Annotated in this window: 25 protein-coding genes and 1 riboswitch; of the genes, 16 read left to right on the forward strand and 9 right to left on the reverse strand. The window is 53.1% G+C overall.

Translation table 11 applies throughout. From position 1 onward, the window contains the following. Window positions 1-80: 80 nt before the first annotated feature. Window positions 81-1,364: an acetyl-CoA hydrolase/transferase family protein gene (locus F5984_RS07790; protein ID WP_152123677.1), complete on the reverse strand. Its 1,284-nt coding sequence runs from the start codon at window positions 1,362-1,364 to the stop codon at window positions 81-83. A gap of 247 nt (window positions 1,365-1,611) precedes the next feature. Here F5984_RS07790 and F5984_RS07795 point away from each other — a divergent pair, with 247 nt between their 5' ends. Then, window positions 1,612-2,193, forward strand: a complete 582-nt coding sequence (locus F5984_RS07795) for a hypothetical protein (RefSeq protein ID WP_152123678.1) — start codon at window positions 1,612-1,614, stop codon at window positions 2,191-2,193. A 3-nt stretch (window positions 2,194-2,196) separates the two neighbouring features. On the opposite strand, the gene F5984_RS07800 is transcribed toward F5984_RS07795, so the two are convergent. Together F5984_RS07800 and F5984_RS07805 are read right to left on the reverse strand one after the other, a co-directional pair. Further along, complete coding sequence (locus F5984_RS07800; RefSeq protein WP_152123679.1) at window positions 2,197-2,523, reverse strand: nucleotide pyrophosphohydrolase; 327 nt, start codon at window positions 2,521-2,523, stop codon at window positions 2,197-2,199. A 77-nt stretch (window positions 2,524-2,600) separates the two neighbouring features. After that, a complete protein-coding gene (locus F5984_RS07805; protein WP_152123680.1) occupies window positions 2,601-3,878 on the reverse strand; it encodes a DUF349 domain-containing protein in 1,278 nt (425 codons plus the stop codon). Between the two features lie 87 nt (window positions 3,879-3,965). On the opposite strand from F5984_RS07805, the gene ettA reads away from it, so the two are divergent. The 10 genes from ettA (at window position 3,966) to F5984_RS07855 (ending at window position 12,531) form a co-directional block, all read left to right on the forward strand. Beyond that, window positions 3,966-5,633, forward strand: coding sequence for an energy-dependent translational throttle protein EttA (gene ettA, locus F5984_RS07810; protein WP_152123681.1), 1,668 nt, complete (start codon window positions 3,966-3,968; stop codon window positions 5,631-5,633). A 22-nt stretch (window positions 5,634-5,655) separates the two neighbouring features. Then, entirely contained in the window at window positions 5,656-6,477 is an 822-nt protein-coding gene (locus tag F5984_RS07815; RefSeq protein ID WP_152123682.1) for an aminotransferase class IV, read from the forward strand. A gap of 178 nt (window positions 6,478-6,655) precedes the next feature. Beyond that, the gene (gene hisH, locus F5984_RS07820; protein WP_152123683.1) at window positions 6,656-7,249 is read left to right on the forward strand and encodes an imidazole glycerol phosphate synthase subunit HisH; all 594 of its coding nucleotides are present in this window, start codon (window positions 6,656-6,658) and stop codon (window positions 7,247-7,249) included. A 51-nt stretch (window positions 7,250-7,300) separates the two neighbouring features. Next, a complete protein-coding gene (gene hisA, locus F5984_RS07825) occupies window positions 7,301-8,020 on the forward strand; it encodes a 1-(5-phosphoribosyl)-5-[(5-phosphoribosylamino)methylideneamino]imidazole-4-carboxamide isomerase (RefSeq protein WP_152123684.1) in 720 nt (239 codons plus the stop codon). 9 nt (window positions 8,021-8,029) lie between these two features. Then, window positions 8,030-8,734, forward strand: a complete 705-nt coding sequence (locus F5984_RS07830; RefSeq protein ID WP_152123685.1) for a hypothetical protein — start codon at window positions 8,030-8,032, stop codon at window positions 8,732-8,734. Continuing rightward, window positions 8,731-9,156: a GNAT family N-acetyltransferase gene (locus F5984_RS07835; RefSeq protein WP_152123686.1), complete on the forward strand. Its 426-nt coding sequence runs from the start codon at window positions 8,731-8,733 to the stop codon at window positions 9,154-9,156. Before F5984_RS07830 ends, F5984_RS07835 begins: the two co-directional genes overlap by 4 nt. Next, the gene (gene hisF / locus F5984_RS07840; RefSeq protein ID WP_152123687.1) at window positions 9,156-9,956 is read left to right on the forward strand and encodes an imidazole glycerol phosphate synthase subunit HisF; all 801 of its coding nucleotides are present in this window, start codon (window positions 9,156-9,158) and stop codon (window positions 9,954-9,956) included. The genes F5984_RS07835 and hisF overlap by 1 nt, the downstream gene beginning before the upstream one ends. Window positions 9,957-9,980: 24 nt before the next feature. Next, window positions 9,981-10,586: a bifunctional phosphoribosyl-AMP cyclohydrolase/phosphoribosyl-ATP diphosphatase HisIE gene (gene hisIE, locus F5984_RS07845; protein WP_152123688.1), complete on the forward strand. Its 606-nt coding sequence runs from the start codon at window positions 9,981-9,983 to the stop codon at window positions 10,584-10,586. A gap of 104 nt (window positions 10,587-10,690) precedes the next feature. Further along, entirely contained in the window at window positions 10,691-11,026 is a 336-nt protein-coding gene (locus F5984_RS07850) for a phage holin family protein (RefSeq protein ID WP_152123689.1), read from the forward strand. Window positions 11,027-11,169: 143 nt separating this feature from the next. Continuing rightward, window positions 11,170-12,531, forward strand: a complete 1,362-nt coding sequence (locus F5984_RS07855) for a flavin monoamine oxidase family protein (protein ID WP_152123690.1) — start codon at window positions 11,170-11,172, stop codon at window positions 12,529-12,531. Window positions 12,532-12,614: 83 nt separating this feature from the next. Here the strand turns inward: F5984_RS07855 and F5984_RS07860 are convergent, their stop codons facing one another. From F5984_RS07860 to F5984_RS07870, 3 genes are read right to left on the reverse strand one after another with little or no spacing between them, the layout of a single operon-like run. Beyond that, window positions 12,615-12,911 (reverse strand): muconolactone Delta-isomerase family protein, encoded by a 297-nt coding sequence (locus F5984_RS07860; RefSeq protein ID WP_152123691.1) that lies wholly within the window; start codon window positions 12,909-12,911, stop codon window positions 12,615-12,617. A gap of 14 nt (window positions 12,912-12,925) precedes the next feature. Further along, window positions 12,926-13,558 carry an alpha/beta hydrolase gene (locus F5984_RS07865; RefSeq protein ID WP_152123888.1) on the reverse strand — a complete coding sequence of 211 codons (633 nt, stop codon included), beginning with the start codon at window positions 13,556-13,558 and terminating at the stop codon, window positions 12,926-12,928. A 31-nt stretch (window positions 13,559-13,589) separates the two neighbouring features. Further along, on the reverse strand, window positions 13,590-14,543 hold the full coding sequence (locus F5984_RS07870) for a ring-cleaving dioxygenase (protein ID WP_152123692.1): 954 nt from the start codon (window positions 14,541-14,543) through the stop codon (window positions 13,590-13,592). 323 nt (window positions 14,544-14,866) lie between these two features. Here F5984_RS07870 and F5984_RS07875 point away from each other — a divergent pair, with 323 nt between their 5' ends. Together F5984_RS07875 and F5984_RS07880 are read left to right on the forward strand one after the other, a co-directional pair. Beyond that, window positions 14,867-15,799 (forward strand): AraC family transcriptional regulator, encoded by a 933-nt coding sequence (locus F5984_RS07875; RefSeq protein ID WP_152123693.1) that lies wholly within the window; start codon window positions 14,867-14,869, stop codon window positions 15,797-15,799. Between the two features lie 40 nt (window positions 15,800-15,839). After that, window positions 15,840-15,937: riboswitch (TPP riboswitch) on the forward strand. Between the two features lie 86 nt (window positions 15,938-16,023). Continuing rightward, complete coding sequence (locus tag F5984_RS07880; RefSeq protein ID WP_152123694.1) at window positions 16,024-18,405, forward strand: TonB-dependent receptor; 2,382 nt, start codon at window positions 16,024-16,026, stop codon at window positions 18,403-18,405. Window positions 18,406-18,480: 75 nt separating this feature from the next. Here the strand turns inward: F5984_RS07880 and F5984_RS07885 are convergent, their stop codons facing one another. Beyond that, window positions 18,481-18,867 carry a TraR/DksA family transcriptional regulator gene (locus F5984_RS07885; RefSeq protein ID WP_152123695.1) on the reverse strand — a complete coding sequence of 129 codons (387 nt, stop codon included), beginning with the start codon at window positions 18,865-18,867 and terminating at the stop codon, window positions 18,481-18,483. 332 nt (window positions 18,868-19,199) lie between these two features. On the opposite strand from F5984_RS07885, the gene F5984_RS07890 reads away from it, so the two are divergent. The 3 genes from F5984_RS07890 to F5984_RS07900 all read left to right on the forward strand — a co-directional run bounded on the left by F5984_RS07890 (window position 19,200) and on the right by F5984_RS07900 (window position 23,063). After that, the gene (locus F5984_RS07890; RefSeq protein WP_027303066.1) at window positions 19,200-20,474 is read left to right on the forward strand and encodes a Glu/Leu/Phe/Val family dehydrogenase; all 1,275 of its coding nucleotides are present in this window, start codon (window positions 19,200-19,202) and stop codon (window positions 20,472-20,474) included. Between the two features lie 201 nt (window positions 20,475-20,675). Then, window positions 20,676-21,341 (forward strand): phosphatidylserine decarboxylase family protein, encoded by a 666-nt coding sequence (locus F5984_RS07895; protein WP_152123696.1) that lies wholly within the window; start codon window positions 20,676-20,678, stop codon window positions 21,339-21,341. A 111-nt stretch (window positions 21,342-21,452) separates the two neighbouring features. After that, window positions 21,453-23,063 carry an OmpA family protein gene (locus tag F5984_RS07900; protein WP_152123697.1) on the forward strand — a complete coding sequence of 537 codons (1,611 nt, stop codon included), beginning with the start codon at window positions 21,453-21,455 and terminating at the stop codon, window positions 23,061-23,063. Window positions 23,064-23,095: 32 nt separating this feature from the next. On the opposite strand, the gene F5984_RS07905 is transcribed toward F5984_RS07900, so the two are convergent. Beyond that, entirely contained in the window at window positions 23,096-23,866 is a 771-nt protein-coding gene (locus F5984_RS07905; protein ID WP_152123698.1) for a hypothetical protein, read from the reverse strand. Between the two features lie 144 nt (window positions 23,867-24,010). Continuing rightward, window positions 24,011-24,934, reverse strand: coding sequence for a helix-turn-helix domain-containing protein (locus F5984_RS07910; RefSeq protein WP_019989066.1), 924 nt, complete (start codon window positions 24,932-24,934; stop codon window positions 24,011-24,013). Window positions 24,935-25,012: the final 78 nt, after the last annotated feature.

A 25,012-nucleotide genomic window follows, 5' to 3' on the forward strand; every position in this document is an offset into this window, starting at 1 on the left:
AGAAGGTTCGCAAGCGTGCCTTTCTCCTTTCCTCCCTTCTGCTTTTTTCCTGCCTCCCTTTTTCTTTCCTCCCCCCTTCTCTACACACTTCCGAAACGGGCGTACGCCTGTCGTTCGAGTTCTTCGCGATGGTCAGGGTGGGCAATCTGAATGAGCGCCCGCGCCCGTTGCCGCAGGTTTTGCCCATACAGATTGGCAATACCGTACTCGGTCACAATGTAGTGTACGTGTGCGCGGGTGGTGGTCACGCCCGCCCCTTCTTTCAAAAATGGCACAATCTTACTGAGTCCTTTACTCGTGACTGAGGGCAGGGCAATAATAGGTTTGCCCCCTTCCGACAGCGACGCCCCCCGTACAAAATCCATCTGCCCGCCCACGCCTGAGTATTGCATGGTTCCGATGGTATCGGCACACACCTGACCGGTCAGGTCCACTTCAATGGCACTGTTGATGGCGGTCATTTTGGGGTTACGCCGGATATTGACCGTATCGTTGGTGTAATTAGCCTGTTTCATCACCACAGCCGGGTTATCATTGATAAAATCGTACACCCGCTGCGTTCCCATCACAAAGCTCGATACAATCCGGTGCGGCAATACTGCTTTGTGTTCGCCCGTAATAACGCCCCGCTCAACCAGGTCAATAACCCCGTCGGAGAACATTTCGGTATGGATACCCAACCCTTTGTGGTAAATCAGCTCGGCTAAGGTTGCGTTCGGAATACCCCCGATACCGAGTTGCAGCGTAGCGCCGTCTTCCACCAAACTGGCTACATGCCGCCCAATTTTGTGGTCGGTTTGGTCAATCGTGCCGGGGTGAACTTCATAGATTGGCTCATCGACCTCAATGGCAGCATGAATCATCGACGCCGGAATCATCCCATCGCCGTGGGTGCGGGGTACGCGGGGGTTCACCTGCGCAATGACATACTTGGCCGCCCGAATAGCCGACAGCGACACATCTACCGAGGGGCCGAGCGAACAGTACCCGTGCTGATCGGGGGGTGAAACCTGAATCAAGGCGACATCGACCGGCAGAATCCGACGCGAAAACAACAGCGGCACCTCGCTCAGAAACACCGGCACATAATCGCCAATTCCCTGTGCCAGTTGCTTGCGCATATTGGCCCCAATAAAAAAGGAATTGGGCTTAAAGCTTTGTTGCAGGTTAGCGTCGAGGTAAGGCAGAGGGCCTTCGGTATGGATATGGCAAATTTCGACATCGCGCAGCCGGTCGGCCTGCGCCACCATTGCATTGATCAGAGCATGAGGGGTTTGCGCAACACTGTGTACAAATACCCGGTTGCCGGATTGAATAACCGACACGGCCTGTTCGGCCGGAACAATTGTGAGTAAGGAGGCCAAGGTAGAGTTGGTTTTGTGGACTACGACTTATGCGTTTATAATGGGTGAGGGAACGGTTTGTTCGGCTTTTGGCTCAAACAAACCGTTCCCTCATTTGGGAAAGATGGTTGTGGGTCTGTTAAGTTCCGGCAAACTCCAGATCACCAATTCTGTATCCGCAAACAATGGCATGTCACTAGTTGTTTATTTGTCTATTTCGCTATGTGCTAATAGTATCCATTTCCAGGTCTTGATATCCAACCATTACATGAAATACCGACTACCTGTTCTGGCTCAGCAGTTCAAACCAGTATTAGCCATTTACCTAAGAATGAGGGTGCCGCACAAACTCATTACGATAATCACGCTAATGGTTTTATGCGCTCAATTACCACATCTATCTGTTGGTCAATACGTACCAAGACAACAGCTGGCATTAGGTATTTATCCACTTCATCTTGAGTTGGAAGGCCGTAACCCCTTCTACATGGCCAGTTTGGCTTATGACTATCGTCTGAAAAATAGTGAGCGAGGTTTTACAATTGGGGCCTTTACTACCTACGTCCGCCGGGGCGTTCCAACCATTACTGAATCGGTAATTGGGCCACGTGTAGGTTACTGTTATCAACAAAACAGGACCACTGTACTGCTGGGTAGCGGCCTTGGCTACGGCTGGCGCACAGGCCCGCCAGGAGCCGAATCCTCCAACCTTCGCGTCAAATACAACGTAGCTTTTTCGTACAGGCTTTTGGGGACTACCGGCTTGCACCTCGAAATATCAAACTACCGCAATCATACCCCAACCCGCTTCGGATTCTGGCCCATGATCGGTATAAACACTCAGTTTTAGCCGTTATTGTAGCTTCGGGTTCTCCTTGTGCCGGGTGGCGTCGCGGATATTTTTCTTTTCCATATTCTTGTGAAGTGCTTCGGTCAGGTCTACACCGGTTTGGTTGGCCAAACACATCAGCACCCAAAGAACATCAGCCATTTCGTCGCCAAGGTCGCGGTTTTTATCCGACTCTTTCTCGGACTGCTCACCGTAGCGCCGGGCTATAATACGGGCCAATTCGCCGACCTCTTCGGTCAGAATGGCCATGTTAGTCAGCTCGCCAAAGTAGCGAACCCCCACCGTTTTGATCCAGTGATCGACCGTATCTTGTGCTTCGCGGAGCGTCATACTGTATGAAGGCGGTAAACGTACGAAGCGAGGACGGGGCCACCCCGTCCTCGCTTCGTACGTTTACCTACTATTTATTAATATTCAATTGTTTCCAACCGCTTGTTGAACTCTCGTAGAATGAGTTCTTTCATAGCGATCTTCCGCTTTTGGGTGTTAATCTTATTTAGAATCTGCTTGTCTTCGGGGTTGTCGGGGTTGAGGCTATCGGCATCCTGCAAGGCAATCTGCAGATCGCTTTTTTCGCGACGAACCAAGTATTCCATCTCCCGGATTTTAGTACGCAGCTGTTCCGATTCGCTCTTCATTTCAAAGGCCGGATACTTCCGCGTCAGCACACGCCCGAGGTAGCTTAATTCAAAAATTTTGTCGCAGGCCGCCCGGAAACGCTCGTTGATCGACTTGTCCTGCAACTTAAACGGAACCTTGATTTCTTTCCAGCTATTAAGCAGCACCTTAGCACGCTCGGCAGCCGCAAAAATGTCAGACTGTTTCGAGAGCCGCTCGGCCTCCTCAGTCATCTTCATCTGCGCTTCAACACGTGGGTCTATCTTCGGAACCACAACGATACCTTTGGCTTCGTTGTACTTCGTATAAATAATTGTGGTGGCCTTCTTGAATTGCTTGTAGAGTTTACCGCTTTTCTTGATGGGCACCTCACCAACGGCTTTCCAAGCATTGTTGAGCCGACGTACTTCACCGTAGGCTTCTTCGATGTTGTGGCTACGCGAGAGTTTGAAAGCTTCCCGGATCAGGGCATCGTACTGATCCAGACGCTCCTGAATAACCTTGTTCTGCTCATTGAAGAAATCCCGACGACGCTGAAAGAAGCTATCCAGCAAGCCCGTAAAGGTGCCCTCTATTTCTTCATCGAGCAACTTGTCTACCGGCCCCGTTTTGATCCACTTCATTTTGATCTCCTGCAGGGCGTCGGCCGTAGTTTTCCAGTCGTCGCTACCCACAATGGCTTCAGCCTCAGCAATAAGCGCCCGCTTAATTTCGAGGTTTTTAAGCTGATTGTGTTTAATCAGATCGGTCAGTACCAACTCCTGCGCATCGAGCCGGTCGAGCAGCGGGATAAAATCACCGATGGCATCAAAGGTGGTCAACTTTTTACGCAGCTGCACCAGTTTAGTCAGATACGACCCTTTGTTCTGAGCCTCTTCGATTTCTTGTTCGAGCTGAGCAACTTTGTTTTGGGCAATAACGAAGCGGTTCTTAAAGTAGTCGAGTGCTTCCTGCTCGGTTCTTTTTACTTCGCCAATTTGGCGATCCGGGTAGTGGAGGTAGCCTTTCAAAAATACCTTTCCGTCTGCGACGTAACCGTATTCATCTACCAGTGAAGCGTTTTCCATTTTTCCAGCAAATTAAAGCTGCGCTTAGGGTTAATTGTTTGATATTTGCCAACCACAAATCAGACCGCCGAAACGGCAGTACATATAATGAGTCAGGAAACCATTATCTTCTCGATGGCGGGCGTGAGTAAAATTATTCCGCCTAACCGACAAATCCTAAAAAACATATACCTTTCCTTCTTTTACGGCGCGAAAATCGGCGTTTTGGGACTCAACGGATCGGGTAAATCTACCTTGTTGCGCATCATTGCCGGCATCGACAAGAACTACAATGGCGAAGTCGTTTTTTCGCCCGGTTATTCGGTCGGAATGCTCGAGCAAGAGCCACAACTCGACCCAAACAAAACCGTGAAAGAAGTTGTGGAAGAGGGCGTTCAGCCCATTGTCGACCTGCTGAAAGAGTTTGATCAGATCAACGAAGCCTTCGGGGACCCCGACGCTGATTTCGACAAACTCATTGCCCGTCAGGGCGAGGTGCAGGAGAAGCTCGACCACTACAACGCCTGGGAACTTGACGCCCGGCTCGAACGCGCCATGGATGCCCTCCGAACGCCCCCTTCCGACGCACTTATCAGCACCCTTTCGGGGGGCGAAAAGCGCCGGGTGGCCCTCTGCCGCCTGCTGTTGCAGGAGCCCGACGTGTTGCTCCTCGACGAACCCACCAACCACCTCGATGCCGAGTCGGTATTGTGGCTGGAAGAACACCTGCGGCAGTACAAGGGTACGGTGATTGCCGTAACCCACGACCGCTACTTCCTCGATAACGTGGCCGGCTGGATTCTCGAACTCGACCGGGGCGAGGGTATTCCCTGGAAAGGCAATTATTCGTCGTGGCTGGAACAGAAAGAGCAACGACTGGCCAAAGAAGAAAAAACCGAATCGAAACGTCAAAAGACGCTTCAGCGCGAATTGGAATGGGTTCGAATGGCCCCCAAGGCGCGGCAGGCCAAGTCGAAAGCACGTTTGGGTGCGTACGAAAAACTCCTCAGCGAAGACGCCCAACAACGCGAACAGAAGCTCGAAATTTTTATTCCACCCGGACCCCGGCTCGGTGCCAAGGTTATTGAAGCACATGGTGTGGCCAAGGCGTTTGGCGACAAGCTGTTGTACGAAAACCTCGACTTTACGTTGCCGCAAGCGGGTATTGTGGGCATCATTGGGCCCAACGGTGCGGGTAAGACTACGTTGTTCAAGCTGATTACAGGTCAGCTCAAACCCGATGCGGGTACGTTTGAGGTGGGCGAGACCGTAAAACTAGCTTACGTAGATCAGGAGCACGACGGCCTTGACCCCGACAAAACCGTGTTCCAGACGATTTCGGAAGGCAACGAGTGGATTATGCTCGGCGGGAAACAGTCCAACGCCCGGGCATATTGCAGCCGGTTCAACTTTGCCGGTTCGGATCAGGAGAAAAAAGTGGGTACGCTTTCGGGCGGTGAGCGCAACCGCGTACACCTCGCTATTGCTCTCAAAGAAGGTGGTAACCTGCTGCTGCTCGACGAACCGACCAACGACCTGGACGTGAACACCCTCCGGGCGTTGGAAGAAGGTCTGGAAAACTTCGCAGGTTGCGCGGTAGTCATCAGCCACGACCGCTGGTTCCTCGACCGGGTAGCTACGCACATTCTGGCGTTTGAGGGCGATTCGCAGGTCTACTGGTTTGAGGGTAACTTCTCCGAATACGAAGAAAACCGGCGCAAGCGGCTCGGCACCGATGCCACCCCGAAGCGCATCAAATACAAGAAGTTGTCTTAGAAAAGCGTTTATCGTTTTCGGTATGCACTACGGATATCTGAACGGCACCGTCCGACCTGTCGATGAACTGAACATCGGAATCACCGATCTGAGTTTATTGCGCGGCTACGGCCTGTTCGACTATTTCCTGACTTACAACGGTCGACCTTTCCAGTGGGACTGGTACTGGGAGCGGTTTCAGAATTCGGCTGCGGGTCTGCGTCTGCCTCTACCCATGAGCAAAGACGAGACGTACGCTGTGGTGATGGACCTCATTGGTCGGGCCGGTGGGGCCGATGTGGCTTTTCGGTTTGTGCTGACGGGTGGCTACTCGGCCGACAGCATCAGTATCGGGCAACCCAACCTGCTCATCATGACCGAGGATATTCACCCGGTGCCGGGCGTGCAATACGAAGCGGGCATCCGGGTGATGCTCGACGAATACGTGCGGGATATGGCCGAGATTAAAAGCACCGATTACAAACGAGTCATCCTGAAAGCCCTGGATATTCGGGCGGCCGGAGCGTCGGACTTGCTCTACCACAAAGACGGTGAAATCAGCGAGTTGAGCCGGAGCAACTTTTTTCTGGTGAAAGGCAACACACTTGTTACACCCAATCGGCACATTCTGCGGGGTATCACCCGCCGAACTGTAATCGAACTGGCTAAACCCGACTTTGTTGTGCACGAACGACCGGTATTGCTTTCGGAGTTGCAGGATGCCGACGAGGCCTTCACTACCAGCTCAACCAAACGGGTGCTGCCTATTGTACAGGTCGGCGACCTCACCATTGGTGACGGGCAGGTAGGCCCCAAATCGCGGTTTTTGTTGCAACGGTTCGATGAGTTGGTGGCAAAATGGTAGCCATCTTGTATCTTTGTACCATGTTCAGCACAAAGACAGTACATCACCACCATCATTCGATTTGCCCCTAAGGCAGAACGATGCGGTTTGTTTTGTGCTTTTGCAAGAAATTGGCAACACACACAATACACAAGAGCCCGGTTCTGCACCCAGAGCCGGGCTTTTTGATTGGTACAATATGAAAACCGTCATTATCAAATACAATGCAGGCAACGTTCAGTCGGTGATGTACGCCCTCGACCGAATCGGTGCGAGCTACCTCCTGACCGACGACGAAGCCGAAATCCGGTCGGCCGACAAGGTTATTTTTCCCGGCGTGGGCGAAGCCAGTACCGCTATGGCGTACCTGCGCGAACGCGGCCTCGACCGCCTGATTCCGTCGCTGAAACAACCTGTGCTGGGCACGTGTATCGGCATGCAGCTAATGTGTCGGCATTCTGAAGAGAACAACACGACCTGCATGGGCATTTTCGATATTGATGTACGCCGACTGCCCGCGGCCGATGGCCTCAAAGTGCCGCACATGGGCTGGAACAACATCAACCAATTGCGCGGGCCACTCACCAACGGCCTGCCCGATAACGCCTACATGTATTTCGTACACAGCTACGCGGCCGACGTGTGCCCCGAAACTGTGGCCGTGTGCGAATACGGGCGGCCGTTCAGCGCCATGCTACAGAAAGACAACTTTTACGCGGCCCAGTTTCACGCCGAAATCAGTGGGAACGTGGGGCAGCGCGTGCTCGAAAACTTTTTGAATCGTTCGCTTTAACCGGGTAGGCGGCTCCGTTGTGGCAACGGAGCCGCCTACCCAATACCGTTTATGCACATTATTCCCGCAATTGACCTGATCGACGGCAAGGCCGTTCGGCTTACGCAGGGCGACTACAACCAGAAAAAAGAATACAACGCCCGCCCGCTTGAGGTAGCCCAGCAGTTTGAAGACGCGGGCCTGACCCGGCTGCATCTGGTAGACCTGGACGGGGCCAAACAAAAGCGCGTTATCAACTGGAAAGTACTCGAACTGATTGCGACCAAAACCCGACTTCATATCGACTTTGGGGGCGGGGTGCAGTCAGACGACGACCTGCGGACGGTGTTTGAATCGGGCGCGAAGCAGGTTACCGGAGGCAGTATAGCGGTCAAAAATCCCGACTTGTTTGAGCGTTGGCTTACTCAATACGGCCCCGAGGCCATTATCCTGGGTGCCGACGCCAAAAACGAGAAAATCGCCGTGAGTGGTTGGGAAGAAGGCACCGATGTATGGGTGTACGACTTCGTGGAGAAGTACCTCGAAAAAGGCATCCGGTACGTAATCAGCACCGATGTGGCCAAAGACGGGCTGTTGCAGGGTCCCTCGTTCGATTTGTACCGTAACCTACAGGAGCGGTCGGCCGATTTGCAGATTATTGCCAGCGGGGGCGTTGCCAACATGGGCGATATTGAAAAACTGGCCGAAATGAACCTCTTCGGGGTGATTGTAGGCAAGGCCATTTACGAAGGTCGCGTGACCTTGAAAGAGTTGATGGCACTGAATAGTTAGCTTTGCCGTATGAGCCGCATCGTGCTACTCCTTTTCTGGTTGGTTTACTGGCCCGCCTGTGCTGCCCCGGAAGACTCCACGCAGGTACAGGCTCGGTTTGATGCGTTGGCCCAAAAAGCCGGTGTAAAAACTCTGGTGCTGAAACCGGGCAACTATCAGGTGCTCATCTGGACTAAAGTAAGCCTGGCCTACGGCGACGCCCAGAAGCTTTACGTGCTCGACCGAACCGATGCAGGCTTATTTCTGTCCGATTATTCGCTGAATTGGGCACAAAATCGTTTCAAAAGTTCTGAGCGTTTAAAACACAGAAAAAGAATAGACCAGGCTATCTGGAATCAGTTAGTGTCTGACGGGCTGCTGACTTTACCCGATCAGTCGGCGCTTCGAGGCCAGATTTTTCCTCCATCCAAACCAGCTTCGACCACCACAACTGTGCATGTCGACAAGGAAGGCGAGGTAACAATAAAAGCCCCAAAGAGCACAGAGAATTACGTAATCATTGGCGACGGAGTCAGCTACCGTTTCGACATTTTCTCGGCCGAGGGCCATCGAACGTACAAATACCATTGCCCGGCCGGGTACGGAAGAGTCCGAACTAAAGTAATTGAGCTTCAGCAGGTAGTGTCGATATTGAAGCAGGTATTTTCTCTCGTTAAAAACCCACCAGAAATCTGCCGACGCATCAATCAGCCTAAACCCGTTTATACCACATGACCGAAAACTACACCATCAGCACCGACAAATCCCGGCTCGACCTGAACGTGATTCACGGGTTTTTGAGTCGAGAATCGTACTGGGCGCAGAATATCCCACTCGAAAAAGTGGAAAAAGCGATGGCACACTCGCTTTGTTTTGGGGTCTACGCACCCGATGGACAGCAGGTTGGGTTCGCCCGCGTCGTAACCGACTACACCACGGTAGCGTACCTGTCCGACGTATTTGTGGTGGAGAGCCACCGGGGCCGGGGCCTTTCGAAAAAACTGGTTCAGTACATCACCGAATACCCCGAATTACAGGGGCTACGTCGGTGGATTCTGGTCACACAGGACGCACAAGGCCTTTACCGTCAGTTTGGCTTCGTCAATCCCGAAGAACCCCACTGGTACATGCACCGTAAATTATTTACCAGCTACTAATGCTAACGAAACGTATTATTCCCTGTCTTGATATCAAAGACGGGCGTACCGTAAAAGGCACCAATTTCGTAAACCTGCGCGATGCCGGTGATCCCGTAGAGTTGGGGGCTATCTACGCCCGTCAAGGGGCCGACGAACTTGTTTTTCTGGACATCACGGCCACTGTCGACGAGCGCAAAACCCTGATTGAGCTTGTCCGGCGGGTAGCCCATGCCGTCAATATCCCGTTTACGGTGGGCGGAGGTATTTCGTCGGTGGCCGATGTATCGGCGCTGCTCAACGCCGGTGCCGATAAGGTTTCAATCAACTCCTCGGCCGTGCGCAACCCCGCCCTGATCGATCAGCTGGCCCTTGAATTTGGCAGTCAGTGTATTGTGGTGGCTATCGACACGCGCTGGATTCCTGCCAGCGATGATACCGCTTCAAACGAGATGTCATCGCCAAGACAACACATCGTACATACGCACGGGGGCCGCAAACCCACCCACCTGCGCACGCTCGAATGGGCTAAAGAAGTGGAGAACCGGGGCGCTGGCGAAATTTTGCTCACCTCGATGGATACCGACGGTACCAAAGCGGGCTTTGCCCTCGAACTGACGGCGGCCGTATCGGGGGCGGCCCACATTCCGGTTATTGCGTCGGGAGGGGCGGGCACTATGGACCATTTTGTAGATGTTTTTACCACCGGCAAAGCCGATGCCGGGCTGGCAGCCAGTATTTTTCACTTCAAAGAGATCGATATTCCCGAACTCAAGCAGTACTTAGCCCAACAGGGTATTCCGATGCGCCTGACGAATTAGGCGTCTTTCAAGCAAACGAATTGTATGACAACGATTGATTTCAGCAAATCGCCCGACGGCCTCGTCCCCGCCGTTGTGCAGGACGAACAAACCGGCAAAGTGCTCATGGTGGGCTACATGAATGAGGAAGCCTACCACAAAACACAGGCCGAGGGCGTGGTTACGTTTTTCAGCCGGAGCAAAGGTCGGCTCTGGACCAAGGGTGAAACGTCTAACAACTTTCTGCACGTTCGGCAGATCCTGATCGACTGCGACGGTGACACCTTGCTCATTAAGGCATCGCCTGCGGGCCCAACCTGCCATACCGGCGCCGATACCTGTTTCGATGAAGTAAACGGAGGAAAAGGGCAGTTTCTGAACTACCTGCAAGGCATTATTCACGACCGACGCGTAAACCCTACCGAAAAATCGTACACCACATCGCTGTTCAACCGGGGGGTCAATAAAATTGCGCAAAAGGTTGGCGAAGAAGCCGTTGAACTGGTGATCGAAGCCAAAGACAATAACGACGACCTGTTTCGGGGCGAAGCCGCCGATTTGCTGTTCCACTTTCTGGTGTTGCTCGAACAGAAAAACATCGACCTCGACGAGGTTATCACGATTTTACAGGGCCGTCACGCCGGAAAATAGGTTTCAAATCCTATCTTTCGCGCTCGGGTTGTTATCATTCGTAAGGGGGCGACTCTCCGAACGGCTGGCTGCGACCTGAAAAATACAAACTGTAAAACTGAAAAATGGGACTCATCATTCGCATTCTGATCAGCGCTGTGGCGGTGTATATCGCCAGTCAGTTCATTCCGGGCATCACGGTCAATGGTTTCGGGGCCGCCATCATCGTGGCTATCGTACTGGGCTTGCTCAACGCGTTTCTGAAACCGATTCTGGTACTACTCACCATCCCCATCACCATTCTGACGCTGGGTTTGTTCTACCTCGTCATCAACGTTATTATGGTGTATCTGGCCGACTCGTTAGTGGCCGGCTTCGACGTCAGCGGCTTCTTTGCCGCTTTGTTGTTTAGCATTGTGGTGTCGATTGTCACCTGGATTATTGACGCTGTTGTAAACTAATCGTTAGGCCGGTTTTAGCATCGAGGGCTTTGTGAAGTGTGTAGAGATGTCATCTTTTCAAACAAGATGACATCTCTACACACTTCACAAAGCCCTTTCTTTATTTAAAGACCTATCTTACAAGCCCTAAACCACCCAAATCAATGCCTACCGAAACCCAATCCAACTACGACGTCCTGATCGTAGGGGCTGGCTATGCTGGCCTGACAGCCGCCCGTAACCTGCACCGGGCGGGCAAAACCGTGTTGGTTCTCGAAGCCCGCGACCGAATCGGTGGCCGGGTCTGGACGCGCCATTTCGACGACGGGTCGTACGTTGATCTGGGAGCGGCCTGGGTTGGGCCTACGCAGGATCGGATGTACGCCCTGGCGCGGGAGTACGGCGTTGAAACCTACCAGACATATAACGAAGGCAAAAGCACACAACTGTTTCGGGGTAAGGTGAAGCGTTATAAAGGTCTTATTCCGCCCCTACCCCTGCTGTCGCTACTGAGTCTCGACTGGCACATCAAAAAGCTGAATAAACTGGCGCAAACCATCGACCTGGAACGCCCCTGGGCCTCGCCCAACGCGCAACAGCTCGACGCCATCACGCTGGCCGACTGGATGCAACAACACGTAGGGTACCGAACTGCCCGGCAGTTCCTGAAAATTGCCGCTGAGGCTATCTGGGCCGCCGACCCAACCGATATTTCCATGTTGCACACCTTGTTCTATATCAAATCGGGCCGCGATCTGGACACGCTAATGAACGTAAAAAACGGGGCGCAGGAAGAACGGTTTGTGGGTGGCTCCCAACGCATAGCCGATCAAATGGCCGCCGAACTACACGGGCACATCCGTCTGAACGCGCCCGTACAGCAAATCGACCAAACCGAACTGGGCGTTCGGGTAAGCGGTCCCGGCGTCGAACATACAGCCCGGCGCGTTATTGTGGCGATTCCGCCTGTATTGGCGGGCGAAATCCGGTTTACACCCGCCTTACCCCCTAAGCGGGTACAACTCCAGCAAAACGTACCGATGGGCGTTGTCTGGAAATGCTACGCCTTCTACCAACGGCCCTTCTGGCGCGAACAGGGGCTAAATGGTCTGGCCGCTACACCCGAAGGGCATATTACCGTCACATTCGACAATTCACCAGCCGACGGTAACCGGGGTATTCTGATGGGATTTGTGCTCGGGAATCAGGCGCGGGCGTTTGGGCAACTAAGCGAGGCCGAGCGGCAGGCGTCGGCATTGGCGTCGTTTACTACTCTGTTTGGGGCCGAAGCCGCCAAACCCGAACGTTACCTCGACCACAGCTTTGTGAATGAAGAATGGAGCCGGGGCTGTTATGCCGGTTTGTTTGGGCCAAGGGTCTGGACTCAATACGGCCCGGCTCTACGCGAGCCCGTCGGTCGGGTTCACTGGGCTGGTACCGAAACCGCCGACATCTGGAATGGCTATATGGACGGGGCCGTCCGCTCCGGCGAGCGAGCCGCGCAGGAGGTACTACTGGCGGAGTAATCCCAAAAAGAAAGAGGTTTTGCGCTGACCAGTACCGGTTTTTACCGGTTCCAGTCAACACAAACCCCACAAGGCAAAAGCTACTAATTGAGCGAAAACAATGGAATCCGGGCTGCCACCATGTTATGAAACATCAGTTCGCTGATGGTTGGGTCCATGTAGCTGATGAGCGGAAACTGGGCAATTACCTCCATAACTTCCAACTCCGAATCTACCTTTAAAATGCACCACAGCTTTTGGCGGTCGGCCGAGAGCGAATACGAAAGCATTTTGCCGCTTTCCATCAGTTCGTTGACCTTCAACCGCTGGGCCGGTATTTTCTGAACAAATTCTTCGTCCATTTCGGCCGGAAGCGCAAATTCAACCATGTACTGGCTCATATCATAGGGATTTATCAACGCCCACGCAGCAACAAGTTAATGGTTTTCAGTTCATCCTCATTAATTGTGTGGGCGAAATTCGGGTACAAGGTAGTAGTTACCTCGGCGCCCATCCGGCTCAGTACGGCTTCGGTTTCCAGAACCCGCTCCTTCGGAATGTGCGAATCGGTATCGCTACACCCTAAAAACACCGGTGTCCCGTCGAGCGTTCCCGCATAGTCACGCGGAGCCCCCTCAGGGCCAATCAGCCCGCCACTCAGGCCAAACACGCCCCCGTACACCTGCGGGTTGCGGGCCACAAACTCAAGCGTCAGGCAGGCACCCTGCGAAAACCCAAGCCAGTAAATCTGCGAAGGTTTCAGGTTAAAATCAGACTGCAACCGCGCCCTGACCATTTCGAGCGTCGTCAACGCCGACGACAGATACGGCTCATTGCGCTCCGTAGGTTGTAGAAACGAGTACGGATACCAACTGTTCTGATGGGCTTCGGGCGCGATGAACGCAAACTCATCCTGCGCATCTATGTACTGACTCAACGACAGGACGTCGCGTGCTGAACCGCCCCGGCCGTGCACCATCACCATCACTTTACCCGCTTTTTCGAGGGGTACGCCAGCCGTAACAATATTATTCGGATTGTGAATCATGGTAAGTGTCTCCATGTCGGGAGAGCGTTTTTTACTTAACCGAAATCGGGGGTAAGCCAGCCTCAATTTGAGCCCGGCGCGGCTCGTACCACTCCGGTAATTTTAGCTCGCGGCCCAGTGAGGCTACGGGTTCGTCGATGGCAAACCCCGGCGGGTTAGTCGCGATTTCAAACAGCACCCCACCCGGCTCGCGGTAGTAGATACTTTTGAAATAATTCCGGTCCAGAATCTCCGTTGGCATAAATCCGTTGTCGATGAGCCGTTCCCGAATAGCTACCTGCGTCTGGTGATTGTCGGTGGCAAAGGCCACGTGGTGCACCGACCCGGCCCCCTGTGCTCCGCGCAACTCGCCAGCCGCGTGCTGCACATCAACAAAGCTACCCGACCCGCTGCCCGCTGCCACACTTGGCCCAGCCACGAACCGGAATCGCCCGGCCTCCTCGGCTACCAGCCGGTGGTCCATGCTTTCAGTCAGCAGCTTGATGGTCGCATCGGGGTTGGCTTCGTTCAGCGTAACGGTATGAAACCCCCGAATAGCAAACTGAGCCGGTACGGGGCCGGTAGCCCAACCCGTGCGGAGATCATCGTCGTTGGCAACCAGCTCAATACCCATGCCGTCGAAATCATCGAACCGGATGTAGGTTTCATTGAACCGTTTGTACGGGCCAGCAAAGGCAATCGAGTAGGTGTTCAGCCGGTCGATCCAGTAGCTCAACGAAGCCGTCGGTACCGAAAAGGCGGTGTACGTCAACTGACCAGCCCCCTTCCGCCCGCGCGGGATACGCCCGTATGGAAAAAAGGTCAGAATGGTGCCGGGCGAGCCGGTTTCGTCGCCGTAGTACAAGTGGTACACGTCGGGGGCATCGAAGTTGATCGTTTTCTTGACCAGCCGAAGCCCAAGAATATCAGTGTAAAAATCGACGTTACGCTGGGCATCGCCCGCAATAGTCGTTACGTGGTGGAGGCCGTTGATTAAGGTGCTCATAGTGCTTAAACGTTTGAAGGCGAATGGATTGTTTTAAATGTCATTACATTTAATGTATATACATTTAAATTTCGAGTAAAGTTCATGCTCTTTGAAAGAAGTTTTGGGAGTCTGGCCAGGAAGAGCGGGGCGATAAACTATTGAAAACAAAAAAGGCGCTGATACAGACGGGCCATTGGTCAAAAAGCGTTTGGGGAAGAAAAGGGCCGGGCTTCACAATGCAAACAAAATTTATAACTAAATTGAGGCCCACCCCAACGAACCTACGTAATAATGGCCTACCTATGGCCCTCTATTGCGCCTAACGCTTGCGTTATCCCATTATGAAACGCGTTCAGACCTCTCCTCTTGATATTTCGCGGCATTTACAAACCCGTCGGCTGGAACAGGAAGTCGAAAACAGAACGTCGTACACGCTCGATTCGGCGGAGCTGAATATCTACGAGACGCACCATGTTGCCGAAAAAGTTGAGCTGACATTCAGCAGTCCGGTACTGGCCAGCATGATTCGGGGTAAAAAGGTAATGCACCTTCCAGAAACACCCTCCTTTGAATTCCTGCCGGGCGAGTCGGTCATTGTGCCGGGTAACGAAACCATGTGCATCGACTTTCCCGAGGCCCAGATGCACAACCCCACCCAATGCCTTGCGCTCGCCATCGCCCCCGATACCGTGCAGCAGGTAACCGACCTACTCAACGACCGGGCCCCGCTCGTCGATAATTCGCACGGCTGGCAATTTGGCCAAACGAACTTCTTTCTGACCAACGACGAGCCCATTCATCAGCTCATTGCCCGACTGATTTACATTTTCACGGAAAACAACCGGGCCAAAGACGTTTTTGCCAATCTGGTTTTGCAGGAGCTGGTGGTCCGGCTCATGCAAACGCAGGCCCGCACCCTTCTTCTCAACCCTAAAACCACCTTTGCCAACGTGAATCGCCTGGCCCATGTCGCGCAGTATATCAACAAGCACCTCCACCGCAGTCTGCACATTCGGGAGTTAGCCGATCAGGCGTGTATGAGCGAACCCAACTTTTACCGGACGTTCAAACAAACGTTTGGTATGACCCCCGTCGACTACATCAACAGCCAACGCATTGCCCTGGCCTCAAAACTGCTCCGCACCACCAATCGCTGCCTTGCCGACATCAGTATCGATTGTGGTTTTAACAACTTGACTTACTTCATGAAACTCTTCCGGCGCGAGGTAGGCATGTCGCCAGCGCAGTATCGGAAACAAATTATTCCGCTCTAAACCGCCTACTAAAGCGTCCTCCTTCGTAATTTTGCCCCGCTAATCTTATCAGGGGTGCCCCAAAACAACGGGCTGAGATTATACCCATAGAACCTGATGCGGGTAATGCCGTCGAAGGGAACAGGAGCAGCGAACGGGTGTTCGGCTGCAGCAATTATCGTTTTACATACATTCACCACGGTAGGTAACAGCCCCTTTACCTGTACGTCCATTTTTCGTCGTCGATGAAAAAAAAGACAACCTATCGACTTGCCCACGGCTTTGTGCTGTGGTTGTTTAGTTTGGCCGCTATGGCCCAAACGGCTGTGCTGTCGGGCCAAATCCGCGATTCGGAAAGCCCGCTGCCCGGCGCAGCCATCATGCTCGAAGGCTCCTTCCGGGGCACCACCGCCGATGCCGACGGCCGCTACCGGCTCACCAACCTGGCCGCCGGTTCGTACACCATCCGAATTTCACTGCTGGGCTACGAGCCACAAACCCGCACGGTAACAGTTGGCGGCAACACCCAACTCGACGTTACGCTCGTCAGAACCGAGGTAGTGGTCGACGAGGTGGTGGTGAGTGCCACCCGCGCCAACGACAAATCGGCCATTGCGTACTCGACTGTTACGGCACCTGAGTTACGCAAGCTAAACCTCGGGCAGGATTTGCCCATTCTGCTCAACTTCACACCCTCGGTGGTCACGACCTCCGATGCCGGGGCCGGTGTGGGCTACACGGGCATTCGGATTCGCGGGTCGGATGCAACCCGCGTCAACGTGACTCTCAACGGGATTCCGTACAACGATGCCGAGTCGCAGGGGACGTTTTGGGTCAATATGCCCGATTTTGCCTCGTCGGTGAGCAGCGTACAGATTCAGCGCGGGGTGGGCACGAGCACCAACGGGGCCGGGGCTTTCGGGGCCACGCTCAACGTGCAAACCAACGCTCTGCAACGTGACCCCTACGGTGAGGTGAACCTGTCGGGCGGGTCGTTCAACACCCGCAAAGCCACGGTGATGGCCGGTACAGGGCTACTCAACAATCACTGGGTGGTCGACGCCCGGCTGTCGACAATCAAATCCGACGGGTTTATCGACCGGGCCTTCTCCGACCTCAAATCGTTTTATGTATCGGGGGGGTATTACGGCAAGAAAAGCTACGTGCGGCTCAACGTATTTTCGGGTCGCGAGCAAACCTATCAGGCCTGGAATGGGGTTCCTGAAAACCTGCTCGCCACCAATCGGACGTTTAACTCACTTACGTACGACAACGAGACCGACAACTATCAGCAGGATCAGTACCAGTTGATCTCGTCGCACGAGCTGAGCCGAAACTGGCGGCTCAATGCCTCGGCATTTTACACCAAAGGACGGGGGTATTATGAGCAGTTCCGTGAAAACGACCGCCTGAGCCGGTACGGTATTCCGAACGTAACCATCCGCGACTCGGTCATCAGCCGTTCGGACCTAATCCGGCGCCGGTGGCTCGACAACGATTTTTACGGCGGTATTTTCTCCCTCGATTATACGGGATTCGGACGGCTGACGGCCAACATCGGTGGGGGCTGGAACCAATACAAAGGCAAGCACTTTGGCGAGGTGATCTGGGCCCGGTTTGCGGGTACGAGCAACATTCGCCAGCGGTATTACGACAACGACGCGACCAAAAACGATTTCAACCTCTACGCCAAGGCGTTTTATCGGGTATCAACTCAGTTAACTACGTTTGCGGATTTGCAGGTACGTACCGTCGATTACACCTTTCTGGGTTTCGATAACAACCTGAAGAACGTGCAACAAACCGCGCAACTTTCGTTTTTCAACCCCAAAGCCGGCCTGACTTACGAACTGAACGACCGCAGCACCCTGTATGCGTCGTTTGCGGTGGGTAACAAAGAGCCCAATCGCGACGATTACACCCAATCGTCGCCCACGAGCCGCCCCCGGCCCGAACGGCTCTACGACTGGGAAGCTGGCTACAAGTTGCGGCAAAACCGGTTCGCCTTCACCGCCAACGCGTATTACATGAACTACCGCGATCAGCTGGTACTTTCGGGCCGCATCAACGACGTAGGCGCTTACAACCGCGTCAATGTCGACCGCAGCTACCGGGCCGGTATCGAGCTGGAAGCCGGTATGCGCCTGGCCAAAGCCCTGCAATGGAACGTCAATGCTACGTTCAGCCGGAACAAGATTCGGGAGTTTACTGAGTATCTCGACAACTTTGATACCGGCAAGCAGGATGTGCGTCAGTACAGCCAAACAGACATCTCGTTCTCGCCCAACGTAATTGCGGGCTCCCAACTGACGTACACGCTCCTGAAAGGGCTCGACGTGTCGCTGTTGTCGAAATATGTTGGTAAACAGTACCTCGACAACACCTCCAACGAAGCCCGTCGGCTGAATCCGTATTTTGTAAATGATATCCGGCTGGCTTACGTCTGGAAGCCTCGTTTTGCTGAAGAGGTAAGCCTTACGTTGCTACTCAACAACGTGTTTAACGAGTTGTACGAGTCGAACGGCTACACGTATGCATACGTGGCTGAAGGACGGGTGCAGGCCGATAATGCCTACTTCCCACAAGCGGGCCGGAACGCACTGGTAGGGTTGCGCGTTCGGTTTTAAGCCAAACCAAATAGCCTAAACGAAACAGGAGAAAGCCGTACGGCTTTCTCCTGTTTCGTTTAGGCTATACCTTGCTTATCTCGACTGACGGAGCTTGGCTTCGATTGTCTGCTGCGTGTGGGGCACAGCCCGCAAACGCTCTTTCGGAATCAGCTTACCCGTGTCTTTGCAAATGCCGTAGGTTCCGTTTTTGATTCGAACCATAGCGGCCTCTAATTGCTGAATAAACTTTTGTAGACGCCCCGCTAACTGACTCAGGTTTTCGCGCTCGCTTGTATCGGCGCCGTCTTCCAGTAACTTCGAGTTGCCCGATGTATTGTCGGTACCACTATCGTTCCGTTTACTGAGCGTTTCTTTAATGTAGTTAAGCTCACCTCGGGTAGCCTCAAGCTTTTGGCCAATCAGAACCTCAAACTCTTTCAGTTCCTCATCCGAATAGCGCTTCTTTTCTTCCTGAACCATAGGGGTCTCGATGGGTTGTGTGTTGATTTTGCCGGTGCAAAGTTACGCAGGAACCCTCGGCTTTTCAATCACAAGTACACAAACACTAACTTTTTTGAAAAATTTACCGAATTGTAGAAACCCATATTTTCCAATGAATATTTCGACTTGCCAGCGGATGCCCTAATACCGTTTTGGCCTCTTCTGGTTCCGGGCAACTATTCTATTTAGCTATAATTTTAGGACTTGTTTAAGAAAAAATATCCTTTAGGCATTATCGTTTTTGTTTTGGTATGTTTGCAACATACACTTCATCAACTTTTTTGTTTTAAGAAGGAATAAGCGTCATGGTTATGGGATACATTGAACCAGCCCCGATAAAAGATAAAGAGAATCCGCTTGAGTCGATGATGTCACGTTTTGATGCTGCTGCCCAGATTGTAGGCATTAGCGATGAGATGTACGACATCCTGAAAGTACCCGCCCGCCAGGTAATTGTTGGCTTGCCCGTCACGATGGACAACGGCAGCATTAAGGTGTTTGAAGGGTACCGTGTTATTCACTCCAACATCCTCGGCCCAGCCAAGGGTGGTATCCGGCTCGATCCGGGCGTACACCTCGACGAGGTGCGCGCTTTGGCTGCCTGGATGACCTGGAAGTGCGCCGTAGTCGATATTCCATACGGAGGTGCCAAGGGCGGTATTGCCTGCAACCCCCGCGAGATGTCGGCCGGCGAAATCGAACGACTGATCCGGGCGTACACCGTACAAATGCTCGACGTATTCGGTCCTGACCGCGACATTCCGGCCCCCGACATGGGCACCGGCCCGCGCGAGATGGCCTGGATCGTCGACGAATACTCGAAGGCCCGCGGCATGACCGTCAACGGCGTCGTAACCGGTAAACCGCTCGTATTGGGTGGTTCGCTCGGCCGTACCGAAGCCACAGGCCGGGGTGTAACCGTGGCTGCTTTGGCCGCTATGGATAAAATCCGGCTCAACCCCTACCGGGCTACGGCCGCTATTCAGGGCTTTGGCAACGTGGGCTCGTTTGCGGCCGAGCTGCTGCATGAGCGGGGCGTAACCGTGGTGGCAGTAAGCGACATTTCGGGCGGCTATTACAACGAGAAAGGGATCGACATTACGGCCGCCATGAACTACCGCAACGCCAACAAAGGCACGCTGGAAGGATTTACGGGCGCCGAGAAAATCTCAAACGAAGAACTGCTGACCCTGCCCGTTGACCTGCTGGTGCCAGCGGCCAAAGAAGACGTTATCACCGACGAAAATGCGGGGCAGATTCAGGCCAAAATGATTGTGGAAGGCGCCAACGGCCCAACCTCTGCCAGCGCCGACGAAATTATCAATAACAAAGGCATTCTGGTAGTCCCCGATATTCTGGCCAACGCCGGCGGGGTTACGGTATCGTATTTCGAATGGGTACAGAACCGGATTGGCTACAAGTGGACGCTCGACCGAATCAACCGCCGGGCCGACCGCGCCATGAAGGACGCCTTCGACCGGGTGTTCGATGTATCGCAGAAACACAAAATCCCGCTCCGTTTGGCGGCCTATGTAGTAGCTATTGAGAAAGTTGCCAGCACCTACAAATTCCGGGGCGGCTACTAATTCATAGGTTGGGGGGCTTCGTTTTTGGCTTAAGGTTCGGGTACTTACGGCTTATTGCCTTACGTAAACTGACTCGTCTTTTTAGCGAACCACAGGCGATAAACCCAAAACCAAAACCACTTCTGATGGATAATGTATATTTTTGCCCAACGACTTTGTTGGCAAACACTATACATTATCCATTTTTATTTACCCGTCATTATGCGTCTGCACCGCGAAGGCAACACGATCATGCTCACCACCGCACTGGCTTTACTGGTGATCAATGGTCTTGCTTATTATTTTTTGTTCGCTGGTAACACCACGGCTATTGTTCTTGTGGCCGTTGTAAGCCTCGTTTTGTTTGCCCTGGTGGTTCAGTTTTTCCGGGTGCCTAACCGGGCGCTTACCATTCACGACCGGCAGGTAGTAGCCCCCGCCGATGGCACCGTGGTTGTGATTGAAGAAACCGAAGAAGCCGAATACTTTAAGGAACGGCGTCGGCAGATTTCCATTTTTATGTCGCCCCTCAACGTGCACGTCAACCGCAATCCGGTTACAGGCATTGTGAAGTACTTCCGGTATTATCCCGGCAAGTACCTGGTGGCCTGGCATCCCAAGTCGAGTACCGAAAACGAACGGACTACGGTTGTTCTGGAAACCAAAAACGGCATTCAGGTGCTGTTCCGGCAGATTGCGGGTGCTATGGCCCGCCGAATTGTGTGGTACGTGAAAGAAGGCGAGCCTGTAGAGCAGGGTAGCGAAATGGGCTTTATCAAGTTTGGCTCACGCGTAGACGTGTATGTACCCCTCAATGCCGAAGTAAAGGTTAAACTGGGCGACAAGATGCAGGGGGGCGTATCGGTTCTGGCCGAACTACCCGAGTAAACGTTGGCACGAAAAATGTCTTTTATTTCGTTTTTAGAGATGTCATCTTGTTTCAGGGATGACATCTTTAGTTTTAGCGTAGTCAATTAAAGCTCTGCCTTTCTGGATTCAATGAATACCACTCGTATCCTGCTGACCGGTCTCCTGCTCACGGTAGCGTTGCCTAATCTTTGGGCTCAATACAAAGCAGAGAATCTGGGGAATCAGGTCAACTCGGATTTTAATGAGATCAATCCGGTTATCTCGCCGGACGGGAAAACCCTGTATTTCGCGCGAATCAGCCATCCGCAAAACACCCACGGCGACAAAGGCAGTCAGGATATCTGGTATTCTGAACAAGATATTAGCGGAAAGTGGGGGCCAGCGCGCCGGATGGCCGCCCCGCTCAACAAAGAAGAATACAACTGCCTGTACAGCATTACGCCCGACGGCAGCACCATGCTGGTAAAAGGTGCCTACCTGAACGGCAACTACGAAACGCGGGGGTTTTCGCTCAGTAAGCGCACTGCCAATGGCTGGGGAGTACCCCAAAAAATAAACCTCCCCGGCTACGAAGGCATGAGCAAAGGGCAGTTTGACTGCGGCTTTCTGTCGGCCGATGGCAAAACCCTGTTGATGGCCTTTAGCGAGAAGAAAGGCAGCAAAGAAGACGACCTCTACGTGAGTTTTCGGCAAAAAGACGGCTCGTGGAGCAAACCCATGAGCCTCGGGGCCGACGTAAACACCAAATTCACCGAGACAACGCCCTTTCTGGCTCCCGACGGGGCCACCCTATACTTCTCTAGTGACCGCGAAGGCGGCCTGGGCAGCAACGACATTTACGTGTCCAAACGCATCGACAAGACCTGGAAACGCTGGTCGAAACCGGTGAATATCGGTCCCAAGTTCAACACCGAAGGCTACGATGCGTACTACACCCTGTCGGCCGCGGGCGACTATGCCTACCTGACCACGTTTAAAGCCACTCTGGGCAAAGGCGATGTGGTGCGCGTGAAACTGATTGACGACACACCCGACCCCACTCTGGCAGGCAACCAGCCGGCACAGGTAGGGGGTAGCAATCAGCCCTCCGCCGACATAGCCCGCCCCGACCCTGTAGCCCTGCTGACAGGCAAAGTGATTGACCAACGGACGGGCAAGCCTGTGCAGGCCCGGATTGTGTACCAAACCCTACCCGATGGCGAAGAAGTAGGCGAGGCTACCTCTGACCCACTTACGGGCGAATACAAGATTGTGCTGCCTTACGGCAAAAAATACAGTATGCGGGCTATTTCGCCCAATTTCATTGCCGAAGGCGACAACGTAGACCTTACATCGGCCCCCAAAGGGTTTCAGGAAATCAAAGGTAAGGAGCTGAAACTCGTCCCGATTGAGGTGGGCCGGTCGGTGCGGCTTAACAATATTTTCTTCGACACGGGTAAGTCGGAGCTACGGCCAGAATCAGGCCCTGAGCTCGACCGGATGGTCACGACCATGAACGAGAACCCCAAACTCGCTATTGAGCTGGCGGGCCATACCGATAACGTAGGCTCGAACGAAACAAACCTAAAACTTTCGCAGGACCGGGCCGATGCCGTCCGTGAGTACTTTATCGGCAAAGGCATAGAACCCGACCGGGTAGGTAGCAAAGGCTATGGTGAATCGAAGCCCGTTGCCCCCAACGATACCGATGAGGGACGGCAACAAAACCGACGGGTAGAATTTGTGATTGTAAAAAAATAACCGGCCTTCGCCGGTTATTTTTTTACAAGGTATCATCCATCCAGGCCGGGCCGCTGAAACGCACGGGCCGCTGGAAAAAGAGTCTCCATTTCCCGGCGCAGGCGGGTAAGCAGGGCCAGCGCGTCGAGGGCTTCATCCATTTTGTCGGGATAACTGGCCAGCACCGTTTCCCAGGCCGTCAGCGATTGGTCGATGCACACGAGCACCAGCTTGGCCTTGCCCAGATAATAACTCATCAGCATGGTATCGGTCGTCGGCTCGGTCAGAATCCGCAGGGCCGACATCGTCTTGACCGGAATAAGCGTCCGGTACCATTTTATCTTTTCCCAGGCGTCTTTAAGGCCGTTGAGCAAGGTCATGGCGTCGTCCTGACTTCCAATGCCCAATTCAACGTGGGTCAATTGTTGTTGGCCGGTTTCTTCGAGCAATTGGGCTTCGCTGGCAAGCCACACTCCTGATTCGCGCATGTACTGATGGCTCAATTGGGCAGCCGGGTGGTTTTTCGCCTGCTGACGCCGGAAAGCAGCCCGCTCCTCCAGCTTCTTTTTTTCGTCTTCGGTAGGACCTTCGGTGTCTGTGTTTCCCGTTTGTGCCCGCAGTTTATCCAGATACTGCCGGGTCATGTTCAAAGCCTCGGTCAACTGCTGCACCAGTACCTCCCCCTTGTTAGCCGGCGAAGTGACCGGGGTCACCGGTTCCTGCCGTTGGAGCTGAAAACTTTGGCAACGGGCGGTAAACGGGCATCGCTCGCACCAAGTGTCGCAATAATTATAAATACCCGGAATGAATTGGGAGTTTTCCATTTTGCGTTTTTCTCTCAAGGCAGTATTTGGTACTGCGAATATAAGATTAGACAAAATGGCAAAGGATTAAAGTAAAGTGAAAAATTAATAGACAAAAAAGGAGGCTTTGCCTCCTTTTTTGTCTATTAACAAGAACAATATCGTTTACACATTCATCAGCGACTCACGACGACGCATTTTGCCCGCTGGGATACCAAACATCATCTTGAACCGGCGGCAGAAGTAGGCCGTGTCTTTGTAGCCCACTTCGGCACCAATGGCCCGAATGCTTTTCTTCGACGTACGGAGCAAGCCAACAGCGGCTTCCATGCGCTGATATTCGATGTAGTCCTGCGGGTTGATGCCCGTAAGCATCTTGAAATACTGCCCGACATAATCTTCCGATACGTTCGCCACGTTGGCCAATACCTTGTTCGACAGGTCGCCCCCGAGGTTATCTTTGATGTAGGCAAAGATGTCGATCAGGCGCGGGTCTTTGAAGTACGTGCTGTTGGTTACCAACTGCTCCACAAAGAGTCGGTTTTTCAGGATGTACCGAATAATCTCGATAACGATTTCTTCGGTTTTGATCTTGATTACCCGGCCCTTACCCGCAATATCGCTCATATCTTCGGCCAGAATCATATTGATGGTCTGGGCCAGATGCGTATCGGCTTTGATAATGAACGGCGGTACGTCGAGTGAGTTAAAGAAGTTGACCGAGTCGAAGACCTTAGCCTCAAACGAAATATAGCCAAACGAGTTAGGCAGCGTCCCGATTTTATCGGGATTGCGGTTGGCTTCGAAATAGCTTTCGCGTTGTGTCAGAAACTCTTCATTGCTGACCGTTTTGCTGGGGCCATCGCCGTAGGTTACGGTCAGGTGTTTACCACCGGGAATGAACAACATATCCCCTACCTCTACCCGCTGAGCCTCTTCGCCGAACGTCACTTGTCCATCGTACAGAATCGTAATCGAGTTCTCGACGTCGTAGAAGTTCTTAATCGTGATGGGTTGCAAGATGCGAATGTTGCGCGCCTTGATGAACTTCACCCCCAGCGATTCAATGATTTTATTATAATCTTCCATAGCCCGAAAGAGTAGATACCAGGATTGGTGCGTGTAAAGTTGCACAAAACTAATAAATTGTACAAATCCAATACAAGC

It is taken from the genome of Rudanella paleaurantiibacter, from assembly GCF_009184635.1.
In the GTDB taxonomy this organism is placed as follows: domain Bacteria; phylum Bacteroidota; class Bacteroidia; order Cytophagales; family Spirosomataceae; genus Rudanella; species Rudanella paleaurantiibacter.